Here is a 23,205-nt window from a genome sequence, read left to right on the forward strand (position 1 = left end):
TCATTTCATTGGAAAACGCATGACCTCACCCCGCACCGGCGGCCAGATCCTGGTCGACCAGCTCATCACCCACGGCGTCAAGCAGCTGTTCTGCGTGCCCGGCGAAAGCTTTCTCGCCGTGCTCGACGCGCTGCATGACGCATCCATCGACGTGACCGTGTGCCGCCAGGAAGGCGGCGCGACGATGATGGCCGAGGCGCAGGGCAAGCTCACCGGCAAGCCGGGCGTGTGCTTCGTCACTCGCGGACCGGGCGCCACCAACGCGGCGGCCGGCGTGCACATCGCGCACCAGGATTCGACACCGCTGCTGCTGTTCGTCGGCCAGGTCGCGCGCGATGCGCTGGGCCGCGAAGCCTTCCAGGAGCTGGACTACGGCGCGGTGTTCGGCACCATGGCCAAGTGGGTGGTGCAGATCGACGATCCGGCACGGGTGCCTGAGCTGGTGTCGCGTGCCTTCCATGTCGCAACCTCGGGCCGGCCCGGGCCGGTGGTGATCGCGCTGCCCGAAGACATGCTGACCGAGGCCGCGACGGTGGCCGACGCGCAGCCTTACGCGGTGACCGAAACCCATCCCGGTGCAGCGCAACTCGCAGAGCTGCAACAACGACTGTCGCAGGCGCAGCGTCCGGTGGTCATCCTGGGCGGCAGCCGCTGGTCGGAGAAGGCCGCGCAGCAGTTCGCGGATTTCGCGGCCGCGTTCTCGCTGCCCGTGTACTGCTCGTTCCGTCGCCAGATGCTGATGTCGGCCGAGCACCCCTGCTATGCGGGCGACCTGGGCCTTGGCGCCAATCCGCGCATGCTGGAGCGCATCCGCAACGCCGACCTCGTGCTGCTGGTCGGCGGGCGCTTGTCCGAAGTACCGTCGCAGGGCTACGAGCTGCTGGCGATTCCGCAGCCGAAGCAGGCGCTGGTGCACGTGCACGCCGACGCCGACGAGCTCGGCAAGCTCTATCGTCCGGCGCAGGGCATCCACGCCACGCCGCAGGCTTTCGCGGAAGCCGTGTCCACGCTGCGCCCCGCGCAAACGCCGGCCTGGCAGGCAGAAACGAAGACCGCCCGCGAAGACTTCCTGCGCTGGAGCGACCCGGCCCCCATCCGCATTCCCGGCCCGCTGCAGATGGGCGAGGTCATGCAGCACCTGCGCGAAGTGCTGCCGGCCGACACCATCTTCTGCAACGGTGCGGGCAACTTCGCCACCTGGGTGCACCGCTTCTGGCCCTTCCGCTCCTACGCGAGCCAGCTTGCGCCCACCAGCGGCTCGATGGGCTACGGCCTGCCGGCCGGCGTCGGCGCCAAGCGGCTGTGGCCGCAGCGCGAAGTGGTCGTGTTCGCGGGCGATGGCGACTTCATGATGCACGGCCAGGAATTCGCGACGGCCGTGCAGTACGGCCTGCCGATCATCGTGGTGCTGCTCGACAACGCCATGTACGGCACGATCCGCATGCACCAGGAAAAGCACTACCCCGGCCGCATCAGCGCCACGCAGTTGAAGAACCCGGACTTCCGCGGCTATGCCGAGGTGTTCGGCGGCCACGGCGAACGCGTGAACAGCACCGAAGAATTCGGCCCCGCGCTGGCGCGCGCGAGAGAGAGCGGCAAGCCGGCCATCCTGCATTGCCTGCTGGACCCGGAAGCGATCACCCCGGGAAGCACCCTACAGTCGATTCGCAAGGCAGCGCTGGCTGCAAGCTGAGCACCCGGTGTCATTCGCACCCACCCCGAAAAGACTCAGCGCAACCCACCCACATAGCGAGGCGGCGGCGTAGGCGGCGTCCCATCGGGCTGCCGTGCCGCCAGCCGCGCAGCGCGAGCCAGCGGCTCCATCGCCTGCTCCAGCCGTGTCGCCAACTGGTAAAGCTCCTCGTCCTTGGTGTCGGCAGCGTGCGCGCGCGTCATGCGCACGATCTCGGCCGCGTACTCGGCATTGGTCGCCATCCACTCGGTGTCGGTCACGCGCCCATGCTTTCGCCGCAGCGCCACGTGAAGGCGGGCAGCAAGGGCGATGCGTTCGCTTTCGGACATGGATGGCATGGTTCCTCCGTCGGTGGGTCAACTACTCCCGAGATGTTCTCTGTGCTGTGCAAGATCGAGGCCCAGCACCTCGCTGTCGGCATCGACGCGCAACCCGACCATGATGTGCACCAGAAACAGCACCACCGCCGTCCCCGTTGCGCTGTAGATAGCCACGCTGCCGACGGCGATCGCCTGCGTCAGCACGTCGCCCGTGGCGCCCGAGATGCGCGCATCGGCGAACACGCCCGTCAGCAGCGCGCCCACGATGCCACCGATGCCGTGCACGCCGAACACGTCGAGCGAGTCGTCCGCGCCAAGCAGGTGCTTGAGCCCGGTGGCGCCCCAGTAGCAGGCCAGCCCCGCGATCGCGCCGATGGCCAGCGCGGACAGCGGCGTGACGAAGCCGGCTGCCGGCGTGATGGCCACCAGCCCCGCCACCAGGCCCGAGCACAGGCCCAGCAGCGAAGGCCTGCGCCGCACGATCCATTCGCCGAGCATCCAGCTCATGGCGCCGGCCGCCGCCGCGATGTGCGTCACCAGCATCGCCAGGCCCGCGCGCCCGTCGGCCGCCACCGCCGAGCCCGCATTGAAGCCGAACCAGCCTACCCACAGCAGGCCCGCGCCCGTCATCGTCATCGCCAGGCTGTAGGGCTCGAAGGCCTCGCGCCCGTAGCCCTTGCGCGGCCCGAGCGCATAGGCGCACACCAGCCCCGCGATGCCCGCGTTGACGTGCACCACCGAGCCGCCGGCGAAGTCGAGCGCGCCCATCTGCGCGAGCCAGCCGCCCGGCTCCCACACCCAGTGCGCGACAGGTGCATACACCAGCACGCTCCAGAGCAGCGCGAACCACAGGATCGCCGAGAAGCGCATGCGCTCGACAAAAGCGCCAAGCACCAGTGCGGTGGTGATGATCGCGAAGGTCAGCTGGAACATCGCGTAGACCGATTCAGGCACGTTCGGCGCGACGTGGCTCACCGCCACCTGCCCGGCCTCCTTCAGATACTCGAAGCCCGAGAACCAGAAGCGCCCGGTGCCGCCCAGCCAGGGCCAGCCCTCGGTAAAGGCCAGTGAATAGCCCACCGCGAACCAGGTCAGCGAGACCGCCGCGGCTATCGCCACCACCCCCGCCATGGTGGCCAGCACGTTCTTGCGGCGCACCATGCCCGCATAGAAGAGTGCGATGCCGGGCAGCGTCATCAGCAGCACCAGCGCGGTCGAAGTCATCATCCATGCGGTGTCTGCCGCGTTGATGGAGGCGTGCGGAGCCAGGGCCATGACCGTTTCTTCTTCTTGAAGTGATGGACCTTGGTGCTGCCTGCACAAGTCGTGCCACATCGTTAACTATCAGAAACACTTTGGTTCGCAAATCGGGCTTTCTCGGTAAGGCAAAGCGGGTAATTCCCAATGCACTGAGGCGGTGCGCACCCTAAAGTCTGCCCACTCGCGAACGGGCCCTGCTCGTGCTGCCGAGGGTCCGAGGAGACAATCCCCAAGCAACAATAAAAATGCTTCAAAGGCTCCGTACGAGATGCCGTGTTTGACTTTGAAAGGCGCCGCTGGTCGGCGCCTTTTTTATGCCTGCATGACTTGATGCACCTGCATCTTCAGCTCCTTTTTTGATAGCGCCACGGGTGAGGTAGTCCTCCCCCTATGGAAATGCTGGTGGTAACGGGCGCCTCGCTGTTCGCCGTGTTTCCGGGCGCACCGCCGGCGACCCTGCCGGGCACCAACAAGAGCGCGTCTATTTGGGGCACCCCGAGCAAAGGCCCCAAATGAAAAAAGCCCCCGGAGCGGGGGCTTCTTGCAGGGACCGGAGCGCTCACTCCTCGACGAAGGCTTCCTCGCGCTTGGCCTTGATTGCGGGCAGCAGCACGATGCCCAGCAGCAGCGCAGCCGCCACCAACAGCCCCGCCGACAGCGGCCGGGTGACGAATACGCTCCACGCACCGCGCGACAGCAGCAGCGCGCGCCGCAGGTTCTCTTCCATCATCGGCCCGAGGATGAAGCCCAGCAGCAGCGGCGCAGGCTCGGTCCGCAGCTTGATGAACAGGTAGCCGATGAAGCCGAAGGCCGCCACCATCCACACGTCGAAGGTGTTGTTGTTGGTCGAGTACACGCCGATCGCGCAGAACAGCACGATGGCGGGGAACAGGAACTTGTAGGGCACCGTCAGCAGCTTGATCCACATGCCGATCAGCGGCAGGTTCAGGATGATCAGCATCGCGTTGCCGATCCACATCGAGGCGATCAGGCCCCAGAACAGCTCGGGGTTGCTGGTCATGACCTGCGGACCCGGCTGGATGTTGTGGATCGTCATTGCGCCCACCATCAGCGCCATCACCGCGTTGGGCGGAATGCCCAGCGTCAGCAGCGGGATGAAGGAAGTCTGCGCACCGGCGTTGTTGGCCGACTCGGGCGATGCCACGCCGCGGATGTTGCCCTTGCCGAAGGGCACTTCGCCGGGGCGCATGCGGATCTTCTTCTCCAGCGCATACGAGGCGAACGAGGCCAGCAGCGCGCCGCCGCCGGGCAGGATGCCCAGTGCAGAACCCAGGGCAGTGCCGCGCAGCACCGCGGGCAGCATGCGCTTGAAGTCGTCCTTGGTGGGCCACAGGCCCTTGACCTTGTGCGTGAACACCTCGCGCTCGTCGTCGGGCTGCGAAAGGTTGCCGATGATTTCGCCGTAACCGAACACGCCCATGGCGATCACCACGAAGCCGATGCCGTCGGTGAGCTCCGGAATGTCGAAGCTGTAGCGCGCGACACCCGAGTTGACGTCGGTGCCCACGATGCCCAGCAGAAGGCCCAGCACGATCATCGCCACCGCCTTCAGCAGCGAACCCGAAGCCAGCACCACGGCGCCGATCAGGCCCAGCGTCATCAGCGAGAAGTACTCGGCCGGACCGAACTTGAAAGCCAGCTCGGTCAGCGGCGGCGCGAAGGCGGCCAGGATCAGCGTGCCGACGCAACCCGCGAAGAACGAGCCGAGGCCGGCCGCGGCGAGCGCCGGGCCTGCGCGGCCCTGCCTTGCCATCTGGTAGCCGTCGATACAGGTGACCACCGAGGACGACTCCCCTGGCAGGTTCACCAGAATGGCCGTGGTCGAGCCGCCGTACTGCGCGCCGTAGTAGATGCCGGCCAGCATGATCAGCGCCGACACGGGCGGCAATGCGTACGTGGCGGGCAGCAGCATCGCGATGGTTGCGACCGGGCCGATTCCCGGGAGCACGCCGATCAGCGTGCCCAGGATGCAACCCAGCAGGCAGTACAGCAGGTTGGTGAAGGTGAAGGCAACGCCGAAACCGATGGAAAGGTTGTGGATCAGGTCCATGGTGTGCGCTCCTCAGCCCGAAATGAAGGTGGGCCAGACCTGGATCTGGAGCTTGAGCGCCCAGATGAAGGCCACGTAGCTGCCAGCCGCCAGGATGGTCGAGAGGATCAGCACGTCGCGCAGCTTGAAGTGCTCGCCCGCCATGCTCGAGATGATCGTGAGTGCGTAGATCGCGATGATCATCCCCATGGCCGGCAGCCCGATGCTGGGCAGGCCGCCCAGCAGCACGCCGAAGGCCAGGTTGGCGCCGAGCACGAAGGCCAGCGGCTTCCAGGCCCATTTGCCGATCGGGTGGCCGTCGGTGGTTTCGACCACCAGCGCCTGGAACATGATGATGGCCCCGAGGATGGCCAGCAGGATGCCCAGCATGAGCGGGAAGTAGCCCGGCCCCATGCGGGCGCCGTCGCCGATGGTGTAGGTGGTCGCGCCTATCGCAAAGGCGCCCCCCACGGTGGTGAACATGACTCCTGAAAAGAAGTCAGCCTGACTCTTGATGCGCATGTCGTCTCGCCCCTCTTGTATGGAAGGGTGAGGGTCGTTCTGCGGGCCTGACCGTTGGCTGACCTGCCCGGTACGGACAAATGCTTACCGCAGGGCTAGGGTTCTCCCTCGACGCTCCCTGCGCCACAGAGGGCCACAAACGAAAAAAGCTCCCGAAGGAGCTTTTCATTCAGAAGCCCGAAGGCTCTGGAGGGAAGGGCTTAGTAGCCGCCGCGACCACCGCCGCCGCCGCCGTAACCGCCGCCACCACCGCTGCGGCCACCGCCGCCGCCGCCGTAACCGCCGCCGCCGCCACCACCACCGTAGCCGCCACCACCACCGCCGCCGTAGCCGCCGCCACCACCGGTACGGGGGGGACGAGCTTCCATCGGACGGGCTTCATTCACCGTCAGGGCGCGGCCCTGCAGCGAGTGGCCGTTCATGGCTTCGATGGCTGCGAGTGCTTCAGCATCCGAACCCATTTCGACAAAGCCGAAGCCCTTCGAACGGCCGGTGTCACGTTCCATCATGACCTTGGCGCTGACGATTGCGCCGAACTCGCCAAAGGCTTGTTCCAGGTCGTTGTCACGCACGGAGTAGGCGAGGTTGCCTACGTAGAGTTTCTTGCCCATTGAGGGACTCCTAATTCAAACCAACAAGACAAAGCGATGGAGTCCCAGAATCACAACAAACAAAATGCGCTGTGGCGCGAAACTGACCGATCACCGAATTACGTGCACGGGAGACAAAGCTCACAGACACGTAGGCCGGATTATCCAGCCCTAATTGCAAAAAACGTGGCGAAATCGTGTGTTATTGAGAAACATCCCGGCGCGACGGGCGGTTTCGCAACGGTTTCAGCAGGTCCGAGAGCCCGTTGTGGTCTATTTCATGCATCAAATGGAGTAGCCGGCCTATTTCTCCCGAGGGAAAACCCTCGCGTGCAAACCACGTCAGGTAATTTCCGGGCAAATCGGCAATCAACGTGCCTTTGTGCTTGCCAAAAGGCATTTCGAGCGTCACCAGCCGCTGCAGGTCTTCAGGTTTCATCGCGTGCTCAGCCTCCCGCCCGCTTGACCGTGTGGCCCTGCTTCACGAGTGCGGCGATCACCGTTTCGCGGTGGTCGCCCTGGATTTCGATCACGCCGTCCTTTACCGTGCCGCCCGAGCCGCAGGCCGTTTTCAGCTGCTTGCCGAGTGCCGTGAGCGCCGCCGCATCGAGCGCGACGCCCTTGACCACCGTCACGCCCTTGCCTTTGCGCCCCTTGGTCTCGTGCGATACACGCACAATGCCGTCGGTGGCCGGTACGCGCGCCTTGAGTTCCTTGCAGCGGCACTGGGCCACCGGCTCCCCGCAGCCGGGGCACATGCGCCCGCCCGCCTCGGTGGAGTACACCAGGGCGCTGCCGGACTGATTGCGCTGCTGTTTCATCGTCGACATTCGATTCGTCTCTTCTCTCTCTGTCTGCTTACATGCCATTCGACTCACTGGGCCTGATCCCCGCGCTCGTGCAGGCTGCCGCCCAAAGCGGCTACGCCGCGCCGACCGCCATCCAGGCCGCGGCCATCCCCGCGATTCTGCAAGGTCGCGACGTGCGGGGCTCGGCGCAGACCGGCTCCGGCAAGACCGCAGCATTTTCCCTGCCCCTGCTGCAGCGCCTGGGCGCTGAACGCGCGCAGGGCTCATCTCGCCGCGTGCGTGCCCTGGTGCTCGTGCCCACCCGCGAACTCGCGGCCCAGGTCGGCGAAACCATGCGCAGCCTGGCGCAGCACCTGCCCGAGCGCCTGAAGATCGTCGTCGCATTCGGCGGCGTGTCGATCAACCCGCAGATGATGGGCCTGCGCGGCGGTGCCGACATCGTCGTTGCCACTCCCGGCCGTCTGCTCGACCTGGTCGAGCACAACGCGCTGAAGCTCGATGCCGTGTCGATGCTCGTGCTCGACGAGGCCGACCGCCTGTTCGACCTCGGCTTTGCCGAAGAACTCGGCCGCATCCTCGCGCTGCTGCCCAAGCAGCGCCAGAACCTGCTGTTCTCCGCCACCTTCCCGAGCGCCATCCAGGCGCTGGCAGATGGCATGCTGCGCGACCCGTCCGTCGTCGACGTGCAGGGCGAGCCGGGCACCGAGCCGAACATCGTGCAGCGCGTGATCGAGGTCGACGCCGCCCGCCGCACGCAGCTGCTGCACCATCTGCTGAAGCAGCACGAGAACGAATGGGACCGCGTGCTTGTCTTCGTCGCCACGCAGCACGCGGCACAGATCGTGGCCGAGAAGCTCTACAAGAACGGCATCTATGCAGTGCCCTTCCACGGCGACATCGCGCAGGGCACGCGCACCGACATCCTTTCGCAGTTCAAGCAGAGCCGCTGGGACGTGGTGATCGCCACCGACCTCGCGGCACGCGGCATCGACATCGCGCAGCTGGCCGTGGTCATCAACTACGACCTGCCGCGCTCGCCGACCGACTACATCCACCGCATCGGCCGCACGGGGCGCGCAGGAGAGAGCGGCCTTGCGATCAGCTTCGTGAGCGCGTCGACCGAGGCGCACTTCCGGCTGATCGAAAAGCGCCAGGGGCTGAGCCTGCCGCGTGAGCGCGTCGAAGGCTTCGAGCCGACGGAAGTGGCGGTGCCGTTGGTCGATGCGTCGGGCACCGGGGGCATCAAGGGCAAGCGGCCGAGCAAGAAAGACAAACTGCGTGCGGCTGCTGCGCTTGCCGCGGCCCGGGGGGATGCTCCCGAGAAGAACGACTGACCAGCGCCGATCAGTCTGCCGCGTAATCGACCTGGTGCCGCGCGACGCGAAGGTCGCCCAGCTCTTCGCGAATGCGCAGGTGCGCTGGATGCGTGGCGTAGCCGTCGAGCGAGGCCTGGCTGTCGAACTCGCTGTAGAGCACCACGTCGCAGGCATAACTTGCGCGGCTCGAATCAACGCCCACTTCGATGTGCAGCAGGCCCGGGATCTGGCCGCGCAGCGATTCGAAATTGTGCTTGAGCAGTTGGCGGGCCTGCGTCTTTTCTTCCGGCGTGTCGCCACGCAGGTCCCACATCACGATGTGCTTGAACATGCGCACGATGGTAAGCAGGCGCCTCGCGAAAGACCATGCATTGCAGGCCTTCGCGCGTGAAGAACAGTTTTCCGCTTCCGCGCGTTGCGCGCCGCTATGCGTGCTGCTTGCCGAGGAAGCTCGAGATCAGATCCATCGGCAACGGGAACACGATGGTCGTGTTCTTGTCGGCACCGATCACCGTGAGCGTTTCCAGGTAGCGCAGCTGAATGGCCTGCGGCTCCTGCGCCAGCACGCGCGCGGCCTGGAACAGCTTCTCGGAAGCCTGCAGCTCGCCCTCGGCGTGGATCACCTTGGCGCGCCGCTCGCGTTCTGCCTCGGCCTGCCGCGCGATGGCGCGCACCATCGATTCGGTGAGGTCGATCTGCTTGATCTCCACGTTCGACACCTTGATGCCCCATGAAGCCGTCTGCACGTCCAGCGACTCGCGCACGTCGAGGTTGAGCTTCTCGCGCTCGGCCAGCATGTCGTCGAGCTGGTGCTTGCCCAGCACCGAGCGCAGGGTGGTCTGGGCCAGCTGGCTGGTGGCGTTGAAGAAGTCCTTCACCTGGATGATGGCCTTCTCGGCATCGACGATGCGGAAGTAGACGACCGCGCTGACCTTCACCGACACGTTGTCGCGCGAGATCACGTCCTGCGTCGGTACTTCGAGCACCACGGTGCGCAGGTCGACGCGCACCACCTGCTGGATGGCCGGTATCACGAGCACCAGACCCGGCCCCGAAACCTTCGAGAAGCGCCCGAGGGTGAACACGATGCCGCGTTCGTACTCCCGGAAGATCCATACCGCTGAAAACAGCAGCACCGCCAACAGCACAAGGATGACGGCGCCGATGCCGGAGGTGAGAGAGAGCATGTTGGTCTCCTGCGACCCAGCGAAAGCGCTGGATAGTTGGACACCCGGCGCTTGGCGGCGTTCCTCGCGGCACGAAGAAAGAAAGGTGACTACCAGCCCATCTGCTTCGCTGCCAGCTCTTTCATGATCTCTTCGGCCCCGCCGCCGATCATCATCACCTTCACCTCGCGGTAGATTCGCTCGCTCACCGTGCCGCGCATGAAGCCCATGCCGCCGAGGATCTGCACCGCCTGGTCGGCGCAGAACTGCATGGTTTGCGTCGCGTGGTTCTTGAGCATGCAGATCTGCGCGACCCATTCGGGTGCATTGAAGCGCCCCGCCGCTTCGAGCGCGTCGCCCTCGGCCGACACCGCCTCGATCCAGGCCTCGGTGGAGGCGATGCGCATCTGCATGTCGACCAGCTTGTGGCGCACCGCCTGGTGTTGGATGAGCGCAGCGCCGAAGGTCTTGCGCTCGCGCGCCCAGGCCAGCGCCTCGTCGAGGCAGGCCTGCGAGAAACCCAGGGCGCCCGCCGCGATGCCGATGCGTTCGCCGTTGAAGTTGCCCATGACCATGCGGAAGCCTTCGCTCTCGTTCCCGAGAAGGTAGCGCGCAGGCACGCGCACGTTGTCGAAGTGCAGCGTCGCGGTGTCGGAGCACAGCCAGCCCATCTTCGACAGGCACGTGCGCGAAAGACCCGGCGTGTCGCCCGGCACCAGCAGCATCGAGATGCCGCCCGCGCCGCGTCCTTCGCCGGTGCGCACGGCCACGGTGATCCAGTCGGCGCGCATGCCCGAGGTGATGAAAGTCTTCTCGCCGTTGACCACGTAGTGATCGCCGTTGCCGTCTGTTTCTCGCCTTGCAGTAGTGCGCAACGAGGCCACGTCGGAGCCGCCACCGGGCTCGGTGATGGCAAGCGCTGCGATCTTCTCGCCGCGCAGCACCGGCGGCACGACCTCGTGGCGCACCGCGTCGCTTGCATGCAGCACCACGGGCGGCAGGCCGATGTTGTGCGAGAACAGGCTCGCAAGCACGCCGCCGCTCTTGCCATGGCGCGCGAGCGCGACCCACGCAGGCAGCTTCAGCGAATACGAGGCGGGCGTGCCGCCGAGTTCCTCCGGATAGCCCAGGCCCAGCAGGCCAAGTTCGGCGGCACGGGCGTAGAGCGCGCGTGGAAATTCGCCCGCGTCGTCCCATGCCTGCACATGCGGCGCGATTTCGCTTTCGGCAAAGCGCCGCACCGTGTCGGCGAGCGCGGCTCGGTCGGCTTGCAGTTCGGCGTCCATGCCGTGTTCAACCGCGCGGCGGCCGCTTGGCGATGCCCATGGTCTTTGCGAGGATGCCGAGCATCACCTCGTCGGCGCCGCCGCCGATGGAGCCCAGCCGGCCGTCGCGGTACAGCCGCGAAACGCGGTTTTCCAGCGTGAAACCCATGCCGCCCCAGAACTGCAGGCAGGTGTCGGACACCTGCCGTGTCAGGCGTCCGGTCTTGAGCTTGGCCATCGACGCGAGTTCGAGCACGTCCTCGCCCTGCACATGCAGGTCGCAGGCGCGGTACGTGAGGGCGCGCAGTGCTTCCACCTCGGTCTTGAGTTCGGCCAGCTTGAACTGCACCCACTGCTGGTCGGCCAGCGTGGCGCCGAACATCTGCCGCTGCTGCGCCCATTCGATGGTCTGCGCGATGCAGTCTTCCATCGGTTCGAGCGAACTTGCGGCCGCCCACAGGCGCTCTTCCTGGAACTGCTGCATCTGGTAGACGAAGCCCTGGCCCTCTTCGCCGACGCGGTAGCGCTGCGGCACGCGCACCTTGTCGAAGTAGATGAGCCCGGTGTCGCTCGAATTCATGCCGATCTTGCGGATCTTCTTCGCCTTCTCGATGCCAGGGCTGTCCATCGGCACCATCACGAGCGACTTGTTGCGGTGCACGGGGCCGTCGCTGGTGTTGACCAGCATGCACATCCAGTCGGCCTGCAGGCTGTTGGTGATCCACATCTTCTGGCCGCTGATGAGGTAGTCGTCGCCGTCCTTGCGCGCATGGCTCTTCAGGCCCGCCACGTCGCTGCCCGCGCCGGGCTCGCTCACGCCGATGCAGCCGACCATGTCGCCCGCGATGGCGGGTGCGAGGAATTCGCGGCGCAGTTCGTCGCTGCCGAAGCGTGCGAGCGCGGGCGTGCACATGTCGGTCTGCACGCCGATCGCCATCGGCACGCCGCCGCAGCTGATGTGGCCCAGCGCCTCGGCCATCGCCATCGCGTACGAGTAGTCGAGCCCGGCGCCGCCGAAGGCCTCGGGCTTGTTCAGGCCCAGCATGCCGAGATTGCCGAGCTTCTTGAAGACCTCGTGCGCGGGGAATATCTCGGCGGCTTCCCATTCGTCCACGTGCGGGTTGATCTCGTCGTCGATGAAGCGGCGCAGCGTCTTCTGGATCTCGAGGTGTTCGTGGGTGTACTGCATGGTGTCTTGTCTCCGGTCGTTCTTTACTTGTCCTGGAACACGCGCGGCGTCTGCGCGAGATGGAAGCCATCGAAAGGCCGCACCGCCGCGCGCTGCTGCGTCTGCGCATCGGGAATCTCCATCGGCCAGCCCATGCGCACCTGCGGCCGTGCACCGTCCACGCGCAGCACGCTGCCGCTGATGAAGCTGGCCGCAGGACTCAGCAGGAAGGCGATGGCGGCGGAGGTCTCGGCCTCGTTGCCGAAGCGGCCCGCAGGCACCGTGTTGCGCATGGCGCGCAGCATGTCGCCGGCTTCGGGCGGGTAGTGGTCCATGCCGCTCGATGCGATGTAGCCCGGCGCCACCGCGTTCACGCGCACGCCGCTCTCGGCCCATTCGGCGGCCGCCGTTTCGGTGAAGCTCACCATGCCGGCGCGCGCCGCGCCGCTGTGGCCCATATTGGGCATGGAGCCCCAGATGTCGGCCACGATGTTGACGATGGCACCGCCGTTGGCCTGCATGCTTTGCACATAGCACTCGCGCGCGACCAGGAAGCCGCCCGTGAGGTTGGTGTGGATCACCGCCTCCCAGCCCTTGGCCGAGATGGCGGCAAGCGGCGTGATGTACTGGCCGCCAGCGTTGTTCACGAGCCCGTCGATGCGGCCGTGCGCTGCGACGATGGCGGCGATGGCTGCGCGCACCGCTTCTTCCTGGCGGATGTCGAAGGCCTGCGTGCTGGCCTTGCCGCCGCTGGCTTCGATCTCGGCGCGTACCTTGTCGAGCTTCTCGGGCTTGCGGCCGACCAGCACCACCTGCGCGCCGAGCGCCGCGAGTTCGTGCGCTGTGCAGCGGCCGATGCCGGAGCCGCCGCCGGTGACGACGATGACCTGTCCGCCGAACAGGCCGGGTGCGAAGACGGAGCGGTAGCGGGAGGATGCATTCATGCGGAAGACTTTCGGAAACTTGTCTTGAAGAGCGTCACGCGTCGGCGACCTGCGCGACTACATGCCGCGCGGCCACCTGCGCGCCCACCGCGACATGCAGCGCGACACGACCGGCACGCGGCGCGCAGTGCACGTGCTCCATCTTCATCGCTTCGAGCGTGACGAGCGGCTGGCCCGCGGCGACCGCATCGCCTTCGGCCACCAGCAGGGCGATCACGCGGCCGTTCATGGATGCGCGCAACAGGCCGTCGCCGTCGGTGCCGTCGGTGCGGAGCACCGCTACGTGCGTGAGGTTCTCCAGCTGGAACGACTGGCCGCGAAAGTGGAAATCCACGCGGTCGGGCTGGCGCACGACGAAGGCCTGTTCGGACAGGCCGCCGCACGAGAAGCGGAGCCCGCCATCGCCGGGCAGTGCGAGCAATGCGAGCTGCACTGGCGTCTCGTTGTCCAGCGCGATGTCGAACCGGCCAGCGCCGCGCGGTGTCACCCGGGCCGCGTGTACCGTGCCGTCGAGCGCGAAGCGAAGGGCGTTGGGCAGCGTGTGTGCGAGCGGCGAGGGCCAGCCACGGTCACCCAGTTGAAGGAGCAGGGCGGCGAGCAATGCGGAGCGGGTTTCATCCTCCGCATCGGCGGTGAGCAGGGCGTCGAGGTGATCGCCGATGAAGGCGGTCGTAGCCGCACCGCTTGCGAATACGTCATGCGACAACACACGCTGCAGCAACTGCTGGTTGGTCGAGATGCCGAGCGTCACCGTGTCCTGCAAGCCCGCGATCAGCCGGTGCCGGGCTTCCTCGCGCGTGCGGCCATGCGCCACGAGCTTGGCGATCATCGAATCGTAGAAGGGCGGCACGGCGGCGCCGTCACGCAAGGCGTGTTCGGTGCGCAACGCGGCAGAGGGCCGCCACGCCGCGAGCGTGCCGCTCTGCGGCATGAAGCCCTGCTGCGGATCTTCGGCGCACAGGCGCACTTCGATCGCATGGCCGGTGATGCGCACGTCCTGCTGCGCGAGCGGCAAGGGCTCGCCGGCCGCGACGCGCAGTTGCAGCTCGACGAGGTCGAGGCCCGTCACCGCTTCGGTCACCGGGTGCTCCACCTGCAGGCGCGTGTTCATTTCCATGAACCAGTACTGGCCTTCGGCGTCGAGGAGGAATTCGAGCGTGCCCGCGCCTTCGTAGGCGATGGCTTTCGCCGCGGCGACGGCGGTGGCGCCCATGCGTTCGCGCAGTGCGTCGGACACTGCTGGCGAGGGCGCTTCCTCGACGACCTTCTGGTGCCGACGTTGCACCGAACAGTCGCGCTCGCCAAGGTGGATGGCGTTGCCATGCCGGTCGGCGAACACCTGGACCTCGACGTGGCGCGGCGCGACGATGGCGCGCTCCAGGATCACGGTGGCATCGCCGAACGCGTTGAGCGCTTCGGACTGCGCGCTGTGCAGTTGTCCGGCGAAGTCAGCGGCGGAGGTGACGAGCCGCATGCCGCGCCCGCCGCCGCCCGCAGTCGCCTTGATCATCACGGGCCAGCCTATGCGCGCCGCCTCTGCGGCCAGCTTCTCCGCGCCCTGGTCTTCGCCCTGGTAGCCCGGAATGCACGGCACGCCCGCCGCCTGCATCAACCGCTTGGCGCCGGCCTTGTCGCCCATCGCGCGAATGGCCTCCGGTGATGGTCCGATGAAGACCAGCCCCGCGTCTCGGCAGGCCTGTGCGAACGCTGCGTTCTCCGCGAGAAAGCCGTAGCCCGGATGCACTGCATCCGCACCGCTGGTGCGCGCGGCCTCGATGATTGCGGCGATGTTCAGGTAGCTCTGCGCGGGCAGAGATTCGCCGATCCACACGGCCTGGTCGGCCTGCCGCACATGTTCGGCATCCGCGTCGGCGCTCGAATACACGGCCACCGTGCGGTAGCCCATCGCGCGCGCCGTGCGCATCACGCGCACCGCGATCTCGCCGCGGTTCGCGATCAGGATCTTGTGGAATGCACTCATGGCCGCGCTACCGAAAACTGCATGGGTTGCGGCACACGCGCATCGGCATCGCGGCACACGGAAAGAACTTCCGCCAGCACCGCACGCGTGTCGCGCGGGTCGATCACGCCGTCGTCGAGCAGCAGCGCGCTGGTGGTGAACACGCTCATCTGCCGATCGAAGCGCTCGACGATCTGCTGCTGCATCGCATCGATCTTCGCGTGGTCGACCGCACCCTTGCGTGCCATGCCCGCCTCCATGACGATGGCCATGGTCTTCGCCGCCTGCTCGCCGCCCATGACGGCTGTGCGCGCGTTGGGCCACGAGAAGCAGAAGCGAGGCGCGAAGCCCCGGCCGCACATGCCGTAGTTGCCCGCGCCATAAGAGGCGCCGCAGTGCAGCGTGATCTGCGGCACGCTGGCGTTGGTCACGGCCTGGATCATCTTCGCGCCGTGCTTGATGATGCCGGCCTCCTCGTGCGCCCGGCCCACCATGTAGCCCGTGATGTTCTGCAGGTAGACGATGGGCGTGCGCGTCTGGCAGCAGGCCTGGATGAAGTGCGTGGCCTTGGTCGCGCCGTCGGAATCGATAGGGCCGTTGTTGGTGACGATGCCCACGGCATGCCCTTCGAGCCGGATGTGGCCGCAGACGGTGGCGCTGCCGTAGTGCTCGCTGAACTCCAGGAACTCGGAGCCGTCGGCGATGCGCGCGATGACTTCGCGCATGTCGACCGGCCGCCGTCCGTCGCTCGGCATGATGCCGAGCAGGTCTCCGGCGTCGTAGCGCGGCGGAATGAACTGGCGCGGCGCTTCGTTGCGCGCCCAGTCGATGCCGCCGAGGATCGAGCGCGCGATGCGGATGGCGTCGCGGTCGTCTTCGGCCAGGTAGTCGCCGAGGCCCGAGATGTGCGTGTGCATCACCGCGCCGCCCAGTTCTTCTTCGGTGGCGATCTCGCCGGTGGCGGCCTTCAGCAGCGGCGGCCCCGCGAGAAAGGCCCGCGTGCGGTCGCGCACCATCACGATGTAGTCGGACAGGCCCGTCTGGTAGGCGCCGCCCGCGGTCGAGGAGCCGTGCGTCACCGTCACCACCGGAAGCCCCGCAGCCGACAGCCGCGCGAGGTTGCGGAAGATGTTGCCGCCGCGCACGAAGTCCTGCACGCGGTAGTGCATGAGATTGGCGCCGGCGCTTTCCACCAGCTGCACATAGGGCAGCTTGTTTTCGAGCGCGATCTCCTGCACGCGCAGCTGCTTGTCGAGGCCCATGGGCTGCAGCGCGCCGGCGTCGATGCCCGAGTCGGAGGCGCTGACCATGCAGCGCACGCCCGACACCTGGCCGATGCCGGAGATCAGGCCCCCGCCGGGCACGCTCTTGGCCAGATCGGGGTTGTCCTGCCCCAGCCCCGCGAGCGAGGCCAGCGGCAGAAAGGGCGCGCCGGTGTCGAGCAGCAGCGCGATGCGCTCGCGCGGCAGCAGCTGCCCGCGCTTGGCAAAACGCTCTGCCGAGGCACCGGAGGCCGCGACGGCGCGGGCCTCGTGCGCGCGCACCTGGTCGAGCAGCGCGAGCATGCCGGTGCGGTTGGCCTGGAAGGTGTCGCTGGCCGCTTGCAGCCGGGATTCGATGACGGGCATGGGAAGAGTCTGTACAGGTCGCTTGTTTTCGCTCTGCACAGACTCTAGGGGGCGGGCGCCCCGCCCGCTTGCGCCTACTAGCTGGTCGTCAGCCGGTCATCAGCTGGCGCGCGCGCGTGGCGCGGCAACGGGGGCATCGAGGCTGCTGCCCGTTACCACCCAGTAGATGAAGATCAGCACCGCGCCGGCCGTGCCGAACACCGTGAGACCCATGTAGCTGCCGCCGATGGCCAGCGCGTCGGCGGGCGCGGCTGCGATGCAGACCATGCTGGCCGCGCTCATGCCCACGTAGTGCATGGTGCAGACCGCCACGCCCATCACGGCAGCGGCCGCGACCTTGTGCGAGAACTTGCGCAGGTTGAACGCCAGCCACAGGGCGGCCGCGGCGGCGGTGACGGCGATGAGCACCGACAGCCCGACCACGGCCAGGTCGAAGTTCATCGAAGCGCGCATGCTCATCGCGAACATGCCCATGTAGTGCATCACGCAGACGCCGATGCCGGCCAGCAGGCTGCCGGCGAGCCAGCCCGATTTGCTGAACTTGCGCCGTCCACCGGCCATGTACAGCGCAATGCCGGAGATCAGGATGGCCGCCACCAGCGACACCACCGTGAGCGGCATGTTGTACGAGATGGCCACCGGCAGGCGGTACGCCAGCATACCGATGAAGTGCATCGACCAGATGCCGATGCCGCCCAGCGCCACCGCGGCGCAGGCCACGACGGCGAGGTTGGGCTTGCCGTCCGCGCCGACCATGCGGCCGGCGCAGATGAGGGCCACCAGCGAGCCCGCGAATGAGATCAGGAAGGAGAGCGCCACCATGCCCAGGGAGTACTCGGGCGACAGGAGTTGGCCTACGACGAGCGGAGTCATGCGATGTCCTTTCAAGTTCAGGAAAAGAGCGCCTCGCAGACCTCCCGACTACCGGATGCAATCGGGACGCCACAAGACGTCCCGCGCAGTCTGTAATATTTGTTTTTAAAAGTAAACTCCAATTTACACTTATTGTTACTCTACCTTACGGGGCGAATTCGATATATCGCATTGTTGCGATCGGCCGACATGTAGATCGTGCCGTCGCGGCTCACGGCGACGCCAGTGACCACATAGGGCGGGGGCAGCCCGGGCCCGGGCGCGAGGCCGATCGGCAGGTTCTCGGCGACCGTGCGGCGCGTGCCGTCGGGGGCGATTTCCACCAGCCGCCGCGCCGCGCTCTCGGCCACGATGAAGCTGCCCCACGGCGTTTGCGCCACGCCTTCGGGCAGCGCCAGCCCGTCAGCCACGGTGCGCAACGGCGCGCTGGCGTCCAGCGGAATGCGCAGCAGCTTGCCGGCCGCCTCGGTCACGTAGAGCGCGCCGTCCTGGCCGACGATCATCTGCACCGGGCCGTTCAGGCCGCTAGCAAGCACTGACTTTTCGGTGAACTTCGGCCCGCTGGCGCGGGTAATGCTGCCGGTAGCTATTTCGGCGTAGATCACGCTGCCGTCGGGCATGGGGATGGCGTCGAACGGTGCCTTCAGGCCGTGGATGGTTTCTACGGTCTTCAGCGTCTGCCGGTCGACCAGCTGCACCGTGCCCGTGAACCACGAACTCAGCGCAAAGAGTTTTGGCGACAGCCCCACTGCGAACGGGTAGTCGAGATCGGGCTCGCGCTGCATGCGGAACACGTCGCGCACCTCGCCCGTGCGCACGTCGACCTGGCGGAAGCCGAAGACGTCGGCCACCCACAGGTCGTTGCCGTCGATCTTCATGCCGGCCGGCACCGCCACCTTGCCGCTGGTGAGCGTGCGAAGTTCGCCGGTGGCGGGGTTGAAGGCCTGCACCTCGTTGTTGGCCATGTTCGACACATAGATCGTGCCGTCCGGCGCGATGGCCAGGTTGTCGAGCGAGGCCCGCAGCTGCTTTGCGACCGTCTTGCGCCCGGTGGCGAGGTCTACTTTCACCAGCTCGCCGCTGCGCGCATCGACCACCCAGAGGTTGCCCTTGCCGTCGAGATTGGCGGCGGCCGGGATCTTGAAGCCGTCGGCGATCACGGTCATGTTGCCGTTCGCCGGGTCGATCTTCACGACCTGTCCCTTGAACCACAGCGGCCCGTAGAGCATGCCGTCGGGGCCGGCCTCGAAGCCGTTGAAGCCGCCCATGTCCTTCTTGATGAGCCGCGGCGGCTTCTGGCCTTCTCGGTCGATCTCCCACAGCGCGTCGCCCAGGAACACCTGCGAGGCGTAGAGCTTGCCGTTGCGGCGGTCGAAGTCGAGCGAGTTGAGGCCCGGCAGGTCCTTGGCCAGCACGCGCAGCGGGGCGGTGTCGCTCTCGCGGTAGCGCAGCATGCCCATGAGGTAGTTGGTCCAGGCCAGTTCGCCCTTCGGACCCACGGCGATGTCGTCGGCCTGGCCCTCGGGCGCATCGATGAGCACCTTGGCCACGCCGGTGTTGCGGTCGACCTCCCACAGCGTGTTGCCGACGACCGAACCCGCGAGCAGCCGGCCCTTCGCGTCGATGGCCAGCCCGTGCACCCCCGAGAAGGATGAAGGGGCGACCAGCGCCTCAGGAGCACCCCACGATGCGGGCCGCGTGGCAGGCGATGGCGGCGCGACCGTGCTGCAGGCGCCCATCAGGGCGAGGGTGGCGGTCAGTGCGACCGCGCGAAGGCTGCTTCGACAGGGCATGGCGTTTTCTCCTCTTGTTGATGCGCGAAGCAGTCTAGGAGGCGAAAGGGGCCGCAAAGTCTCTCCGGAGACACGATGCGGACTTTCGTCCGCTGTGGATTACCCGAGCCCGTTCGTTCAGCCGCGCAGCAGCTGAGTGACCGTGTGGATCAGCAACCCCACCAGCCCACCCACCAGCGTGCCGTTGATGCGGATGAACTGCAGGTCGCGCCCGATGTGGCGTTCCAGTTCGAGTGTCATCTCCTGCGCGTTCCACTCGCCGACGCGTTCCTCGATATAGCGGCGGATGTCCTCGCGGTAGCGCTCGATGGCCAGCGGCGCGGCGGCCTCTATCTGCTCGTTGATCCAGCGGCGGATGGCTTCGTCGCCTTGCAGCCGCGTGCCCAGCGCGCCGGCCATCGAGGCGATGCGCTGGCGGATGGCCGAGTCGTCGCGGCCCAGGTCGTCGTGCAGCCACGCCAGCAGCTCGCCCCACAGCCCGTGCAGGTAGTCGCCGAGGGCGGGGTGCGCGATGAGCTCGGCGCGGATCTGCTCGCCGCGCTGCTGGAACTCGGGGTCGAGCTTCAGGCGCACCACGAAGTCGTCGACGAAGTGATCGAAGCGCTTGCGCATCGGATGGTCGGGTTCGGCCGCCAGCTCGCCGATGGTGCGCGCCACGGCCGCGACGATCTTGCGCGTGGCCAGCTTGGCCGCCACCTGGTCGAGGCCCACGTAGCGCAGCGTCTTGATCTCGCGCGCAATGGCCTCGGTGATGTGCGCCTGCACCTCGTCGCCTTCGAGCAGGCCGGCCACCTGCTGCAGCACGTCGTCGAGCAGGGCCTGGTGGCGCCCGCCGGCGGTGAGCGCGTCGAGCGCCTGGCCGGTCAGGCGCGAGAGGTCAATTTTTTCGAGGCCGGCTGCGGCGGCACGCCCCATGAAGTCGCGCACCCGTTCGTCGTCGAAGGCCGAAAGCCCGTAGCGCGTGCCGGCCACGCCCCATTCGCCGAGCTTCTCGCCGCTGGCGGGGCGTGCCAGCCAGTCGGCGATGCGCCCGGCCGCATCGAACTGCCGCAGCTTGGCGAGCACCTGTTCGGTGCTCAGGAAGTTGTCGCAGATGAAGCCCGCGAGCTTGGCGCCGATGCGGTCCTTGTTGCTCGGGATGATCGCGGTGTGCGGAATCGGCAGGCCCAGCGGATGGCGAAACAGCGCCACCACCGCGAACCAGTCGGCAATGGCGCCGACCATCGCGGCTTCGGCAAAGGCGGCCACGTAGCCCCAGGCCGGGTGCTGCGCATGAAGCGCGCTCGCCGCCGCGTAGAGCAACGCCGCGCCGCACAGCAGGCCGAGCGCGACACGCTTCATGCGCCCCAGCGCATCGCCGCTGCTTTCCGCCGGTTCAGCCAATGGCGGGCGTGGAAGCAAGGCGCTCCATGAACAGCTCGCAGCGCGCGAGTTGCTCGAGGCTCACGAATTCGTCGGGCTGGTGCGCCTGCTCGATGCTGCCGGGTCCGCACACAACGGTGGGGATGCCGGCGTTCTTGAACAGACCCGCTTCGGTGCCGAAGGCCACCAGCGTGGTGCGTTCTTCGCCCGCGAGGCGCTGCGCCAGTTTGGTGATCGGGTTGTCGGCCGCGCCAAGGAAGCTCGGAATCTCGCAGATGGTCTCGAAGCTGAAGCCCGCGTCGGGCGCGACCTTCTTCATCGCCGGTTCGATGCTGCCCGCGTAGGCCACCACGTCGGCCTGCATGCGCTTGGCGTCGGCGGTCGGCAGGTCGCGGAATTCATAGCGGAACTCGGCGTCGCGCGGCACCACGTTGTCGGCAATGCCGCCGTGGAACTGGCCCACGCTCGCGGTGCTGAAAGGCACGTCGAAGCCCTCGTAGCGCGGCTCGTTGCGCTCGAAGTCTTCTGCCATGTCGCGCACCTTGCCGATCACCCGGGCCGCCATTTCGATGGCGTTGACCGACTTCGGCGTGAGCGAGGAATGCGCTTCCTTGCCGCGCACGCAGCACTTGTAGCGGTACACGCCCTTGTGCGCGATGGCGGGCACCATGCTGGTGGGCTCGCCCACGATGCAGGCGATAGGCTTGATGTTGGCGTCGCGCATGTCGGCGATCAGTTCCTTCACGCCGAAGCAGCCGATCTCTTCCTCGTAGCTGAAGGCGAAGTGCACCGCGAAAGGCGAGTCGCTCTCCAGGAAGCGATGGGCATTGGCCAGCGCGATGGCGATGAAGCTCTTCATGTCGGCCGAGCCGCGCCCGTAGAGGCGCTCGTTCTGCACCACGGCGGAGAGCGGGTCGACGCTCCAGTCCTGTCCGTCCCAGGGCACCGTATCGGTGTGTCCCGAGACGATCACGCCGGCTGGCTTGCCTTCGCCCAGCGTGGCGAACAGGTTCGCTTTGGTGCGTTCGGTGTTGTAGGTGATGCGGCTTTTGACGCCCAGGGCCGCGAGGTGGCTCTGCGCGAAGTCGATCAGTTCGAGGTTGCTGTTGGCGCTGACGGTGTTCATGCGCACCAGGGTCTGGGCCAGCAGCAGGCTTTGGGGGGAAAGCGTGTGGAGCATGCAACACATTCTCCCGGAAGTCGGCGCGGCGCGTGCGTGGATGTCGTAGCCGTCACGCGAAGCGGGTACGCTGCCCCTCTTCTTTTGGACGGAGAAACCAGCACCATGCGCACCCTTCAGATCGCCTTGACCGCCACCGCCGCCCTCTGCGTGGCCGCCTGCAGCACCACCGGACCTTCCAGCAACAAGCTGCTGACGCTCGACGGCAACCCGCCGCTGGTCATCGCCCACCGCGGTGCATCCGGCTACCTGCCGGAAGAAACGCTCGAAGCCTATGCGCGCGCCATCGAGCTCGGCGCCGACGTGATCGAGATGGACCTGATCTCCACCAAGGACGGCGTGCTCATCGCGCGCCACGACCCCAACCTCGCCATCAGCACCGACGTGGCCAAGCATCCCCGCTTCGCCTCGCGCAAGAAGACCATCAAGGTCGACGGCGAAACCCAGACCGGCTGGTTCAGCAACGACTTCACGCTGGCCGAGATCAAGACCCTGGGCGCCATTTCCACTGACGCCGAGCGTCCGCAGGAATTCAACGGCAAGTACAAGGTGCCGACCTTCCAGGAAATCATCGACTTCGCCAAGGCCAAGTCGAAGGAAACCGGCCGCACCATCGCCATCTACCCCGAGACCAAGAACCCGACCTACTTCCGCGACCTGGGCCTGCCCCTGGAAGACAAGGTCATCGCTGCCATCAACGCGGCCGGCTGGAACAGCAAGACCGCGCCCATCTACGTGCAGTCCTTCGAGCCGGGCAGCCTCAAGTACATGAAGAGCAAGGGCCTGAACACCAAGCTCATCCAGCTGATCGACGGCGACAGCGTCGACCTGAAGACCGGCGCCGTGACCTTCGCCGTGCCCAGCGACCGCCCCTACGACTGGACCAAGGCCGGCGACAAGCGCAACTTCGACGCCATGGTCACGCCCGCGGGCCTGGCCGAGATCAAGACCTACGCCGACGGCATCGGCCCGTGGAAGCGCTACATCGTGAGCATCAAGGGCACCATCGGCGCCGACGGCAAGCCGGTGGACGTCAACAAGGACGGCAAGATCAACGACGCCGACGCCACCTCCACCGCGCCCACCTCGCTGATTGCCGATGCGCACAAGGCCGGCCTGTTCGTGCACCCATTCACCTTCCGCAACGAGTCGCGCCGCCTGGCGTCCGACTACAACAAGGACGGCAAGAACGAATACGGCGTGTACTACAAGCTCGGTGTGGACGGCGTGTTCACCGACTTCACCGACACCGCGCTGGCTGCGCGCGCCGACTATCTGAAGAGCATCGGCCGCTGATCGGGGCGTT

21 protein-coding genes and 1 pseudogene are annotated in these 23,205 nt (G+C 66.9%); 4 read left to right on the plus strand and 18 right to left on the minus strand.

The window, feature by feature from the left end:
* Positions 1-19: 19 nt before the first annotated feature.
* A complete protein-coding gene (locus ACN9MV_RS01960) occupies positions 20-1,693 on the plus strand; it encodes a thiamine pyrophosphate-binding protein (protein WP_426391140.1) in 1,674 nt (557 codons plus the stop codon).
* A 35-nt stretch (positions 1,694-1,728) separates the two neighbouring features.
* Here the strand turns inward: ACN9MV_RS01960 and ACN9MV_RS01965 are convergent, their stop codons facing one another.
* On the minus strand, positions 1,729-2,031 hold the full coding sequence (locus tag ACN9MV_RS01965; protein WP_093053641.1) for a hypothetical protein: 303 nt from the start codon (positions 2,029-2,031) through the stop codon (positions 1,729-1,731).
* Positions 2,032-2,049: 18 nt separating this feature from the next.
* Entirely contained in the window at positions 2,050-3,288 is a 1,239-nt protein-coding gene (locus ACN9MV_RS01970; protein ID WP_093053644.1) for an ammonium transporter, read from the minus strand.
* 375 nt (positions 3,289-3,663) lie between these two features.
* On the opposite strand from ACN9MV_RS01970, the pseudogene ACN9MV_RS01975 reads away from it, so the two are divergent.
* Positions 3,664-3,768: pseudogene (locus tag ACN9MV_RS01975) on the plus strand (sulfite exporter TauE/SafE family protein); the annotation flags it as partial.
* 64 nt (positions 3,769-3,832) lie between these two features.
* Here the strand turns inward: ACN9MV_RS01975 and ACN9MV_RS01980 are convergent.
* The 5 genes from ACN9MV_RS01980 to ACN9MV_RS02000 all read right to left on the minus strand — a co-directional run bounded on the left by ACN9MV_RS01980 (position 3,833) and on the right by ACN9MV_RS02000 (position 7,265).
* Positions 3,833-5,344, minus strand: a complete 1,512-nt coding sequence (locus ACN9MV_RS01980) for a tripartite tricarboxylate transporter permease (RefSeq protein WP_093053647.1) — start codon at positions 5,342-5,344, stop codon at positions 3,833-3,835.
* A gap of 12 nt (positions 5,345-5,356) precedes the next feature.
* Positions 5,357-5,845, minus strand: coding sequence for a tripartite tricarboxylate transporter TctB family protein (locus tag ACN9MV_RS01985; RefSeq protein ID WP_093053650.1), 489 nt, complete (start codon positions 5,843-5,845; stop codon positions 5,357-5,359).
* A 200-nt stretch (positions 5,846-6,045) separates the two neighbouring features.
* Positions 6,046-6,456 (minus strand): RNA recognition motif domain-containing protein, encoded by a 411-nt coding sequence (locus tag ACN9MV_RS01990; RefSeq protein WP_093053653.1) that lies wholly within the window; start codon positions 6,454-6,456, stop codon positions 6,046-6,048.
* 181 nt (positions 6,457-6,637) lie between these two features.
* Positions 6,638-6,874, minus strand: coding sequence for a DUF3820 family protein (locus tag ACN9MV_RS01995; RefSeq protein ID WP_093053658.1), 237 nt, complete (start codon positions 6,872-6,874; stop codon positions 6,638-6,640).
* A gap of 7 nt (positions 6,875-6,881) precedes the next feature.
* The gene (locus ACN9MV_RS02000) at positions 6,882-7,265 is read right to left on the minus strand and encodes a translation initiation factor Sui1 (protein ID WP_426391141.1); all 384 of its coding nucleotides are present in this window, start codon (positions 7,263-7,265) and stop codon (positions 6,882-6,884) included.
* Positions 7,266-7,297: 32 nt separating this feature from the next.
* Between ACN9MV_RS02000 and ACN9MV_RS02005 the strand changes: the two genes are divergently transcribed.
* Positions 7,298-8,578, plus strand: a complete 1,281-nt coding sequence (locus ACN9MV_RS02005; RefSeq protein WP_426391142.1) for a DEAD/DEAH box helicase — start codon at positions 7,298-7,300, stop codon at positions 8,576-8,578.
* 10 nt (positions 8,579-8,588) lie between these two features.
* Here ACN9MV_RS02005 and ACN9MV_RS02010 read toward each other — a convergent pair whose 3' ends face one another.
* From ACN9MV_RS02010 to argE, 11 genes are all read right to left on the minus strand, one after another.
* Positions 8,589-8,891, minus strand: a complete 303-nt coding sequence (locus tag ACN9MV_RS02010; RefSeq protein ID WP_426391143.1) for a Dabb family protein — start codon at positions 8,889-8,891, stop codon at positions 8,589-8,591.
* A 94-nt stretch (positions 8,892-8,985) separates the two neighbouring features.
* Positions 8,986-9,747: a slipin family protein gene (locus ACN9MV_RS02015; protein ID WP_093076802.1), complete on the minus strand. Its 762-nt coding sequence runs from the start codon at positions 9,745-9,747 to the stop codon at positions 8,986-8,988.
* A gap of 89 nt (positions 9,748-9,836) precedes the next feature.
* Entirely contained in the window at positions 9,837-11,012 is a 1,176-nt protein-coding gene (locus ACN9MV_RS02020) for an acyl-CoA dehydrogenase family protein (protein ID WP_426391144.1), read from the minus strand.
* A 7-nt stretch (positions 11,013-11,019) separates the two neighbouring features.
* Entirely contained in the window at positions 11,020-12,180 is a 1,161-nt protein-coding gene (locus ACN9MV_RS02025) for an acyl-CoA dehydrogenase family protein (protein ID WP_093076805.1), read from the minus strand.
* Between the two features lie 23 nt (positions 12,181-12,203).
* Entirely contained in the window at positions 12,204-13,103 is a 900-nt protein-coding gene (locus ACN9MV_RS02030; RefSeq protein ID WP_426391145.1) for an SDR family oxidoreductase, read from the minus strand.
* A gap of 34 nt (positions 13,104-13,137) precedes the next feature.
* Complete coding sequence (locus ACN9MV_RS02035; RefSeq protein WP_426391146.1) at positions 13,138-15,084, minus strand: acetyl/propionyl/methylcrotonyl-CoA carboxylase subunit alpha; 1,947 nt, start codon at positions 15,082-15,084, stop codon at positions 13,138-13,140.
* On the minus strand, positions 15,081-16,691 hold the full coding sequence (locus tag ACN9MV_RS02040; protein ID WP_426391147.1) for an acyl-CoA carboxylase subunit beta: 1,611 nt from the start codon (positions 16,689-16,691) through the stop codon (positions 15,081-15,083). The genes ACN9MV_RS02035 and ACN9MV_RS02040 overlap by 4 nt, the downstream gene beginning before the upstream one ends.
* Before the next feature lie 99 nt (positions 16,692-16,790).
* Entirely contained in the window at positions 16,791-17,564 is a 774-nt protein-coding gene (locus ACN9MV_RS02045) for an MHYT domain-containing protein (protein ID WP_093053681.1), read from the minus strand.
* Positions 17,565-17,704: 140 nt separating this feature from the next.
* On the minus strand, positions 17,705-19,357 hold the full coding sequence (locus ACN9MV_RS02050; RefSeq protein WP_426391148.1) for a hypothetical protein: 1,653 nt from the start codon (positions 19,355-19,357) through the stop codon (positions 17,705-17,707).
* Between the two features lie 117 nt (positions 19,358-19,474).
* Positions 19,475-20,740, minus strand: a complete 1,266-nt coding sequence (locus tag ACN9MV_RS02055; protein WP_426391149.1) for a DUF445 domain-containing protein — start codon at positions 20,738-20,740, stop codon at positions 19,475-19,477.
* A complete protein-coding gene (gene argE / locus ACN9MV_RS02060) occupies positions 20,733-21,899 on the minus strand; it encodes an acetylornithine deacetylase (RefSeq protein WP_426391150.1) in 1,167 nt (388 codons plus the stop codon). The genes ACN9MV_RS02055 and argE overlap by 8 nt, the downstream gene beginning before the upstream one ends.
* A 105-nt stretch (positions 21,900-22,004) precedes the next feature.
* On the opposite strand from argE, the gene ACN9MV_RS02065 reads away from it, so the two are divergent.
* Complete coding sequence (locus ACN9MV_RS02065; protein ID WP_093076814.1) at positions 22,005-23,195, plus strand: glycerophosphodiester phosphodiesterase; 1,191 nt, start codon at positions 22,005-22,007, stop codon at positions 23,193-23,195.
* The last annotated feature ends 10 nt before the right edge of the window (positions 23,196-23,205 follow it).

The sequence above is a fragment of the Variovorax sp. R-27 genome (genome assembly GCF_049913215.1).
Classification (GTDB): Bacteria; Pseudomonadota; Gammaproteobacteria; order Burkholderiales; family Burkholderiaceae_C; genus Variovorax.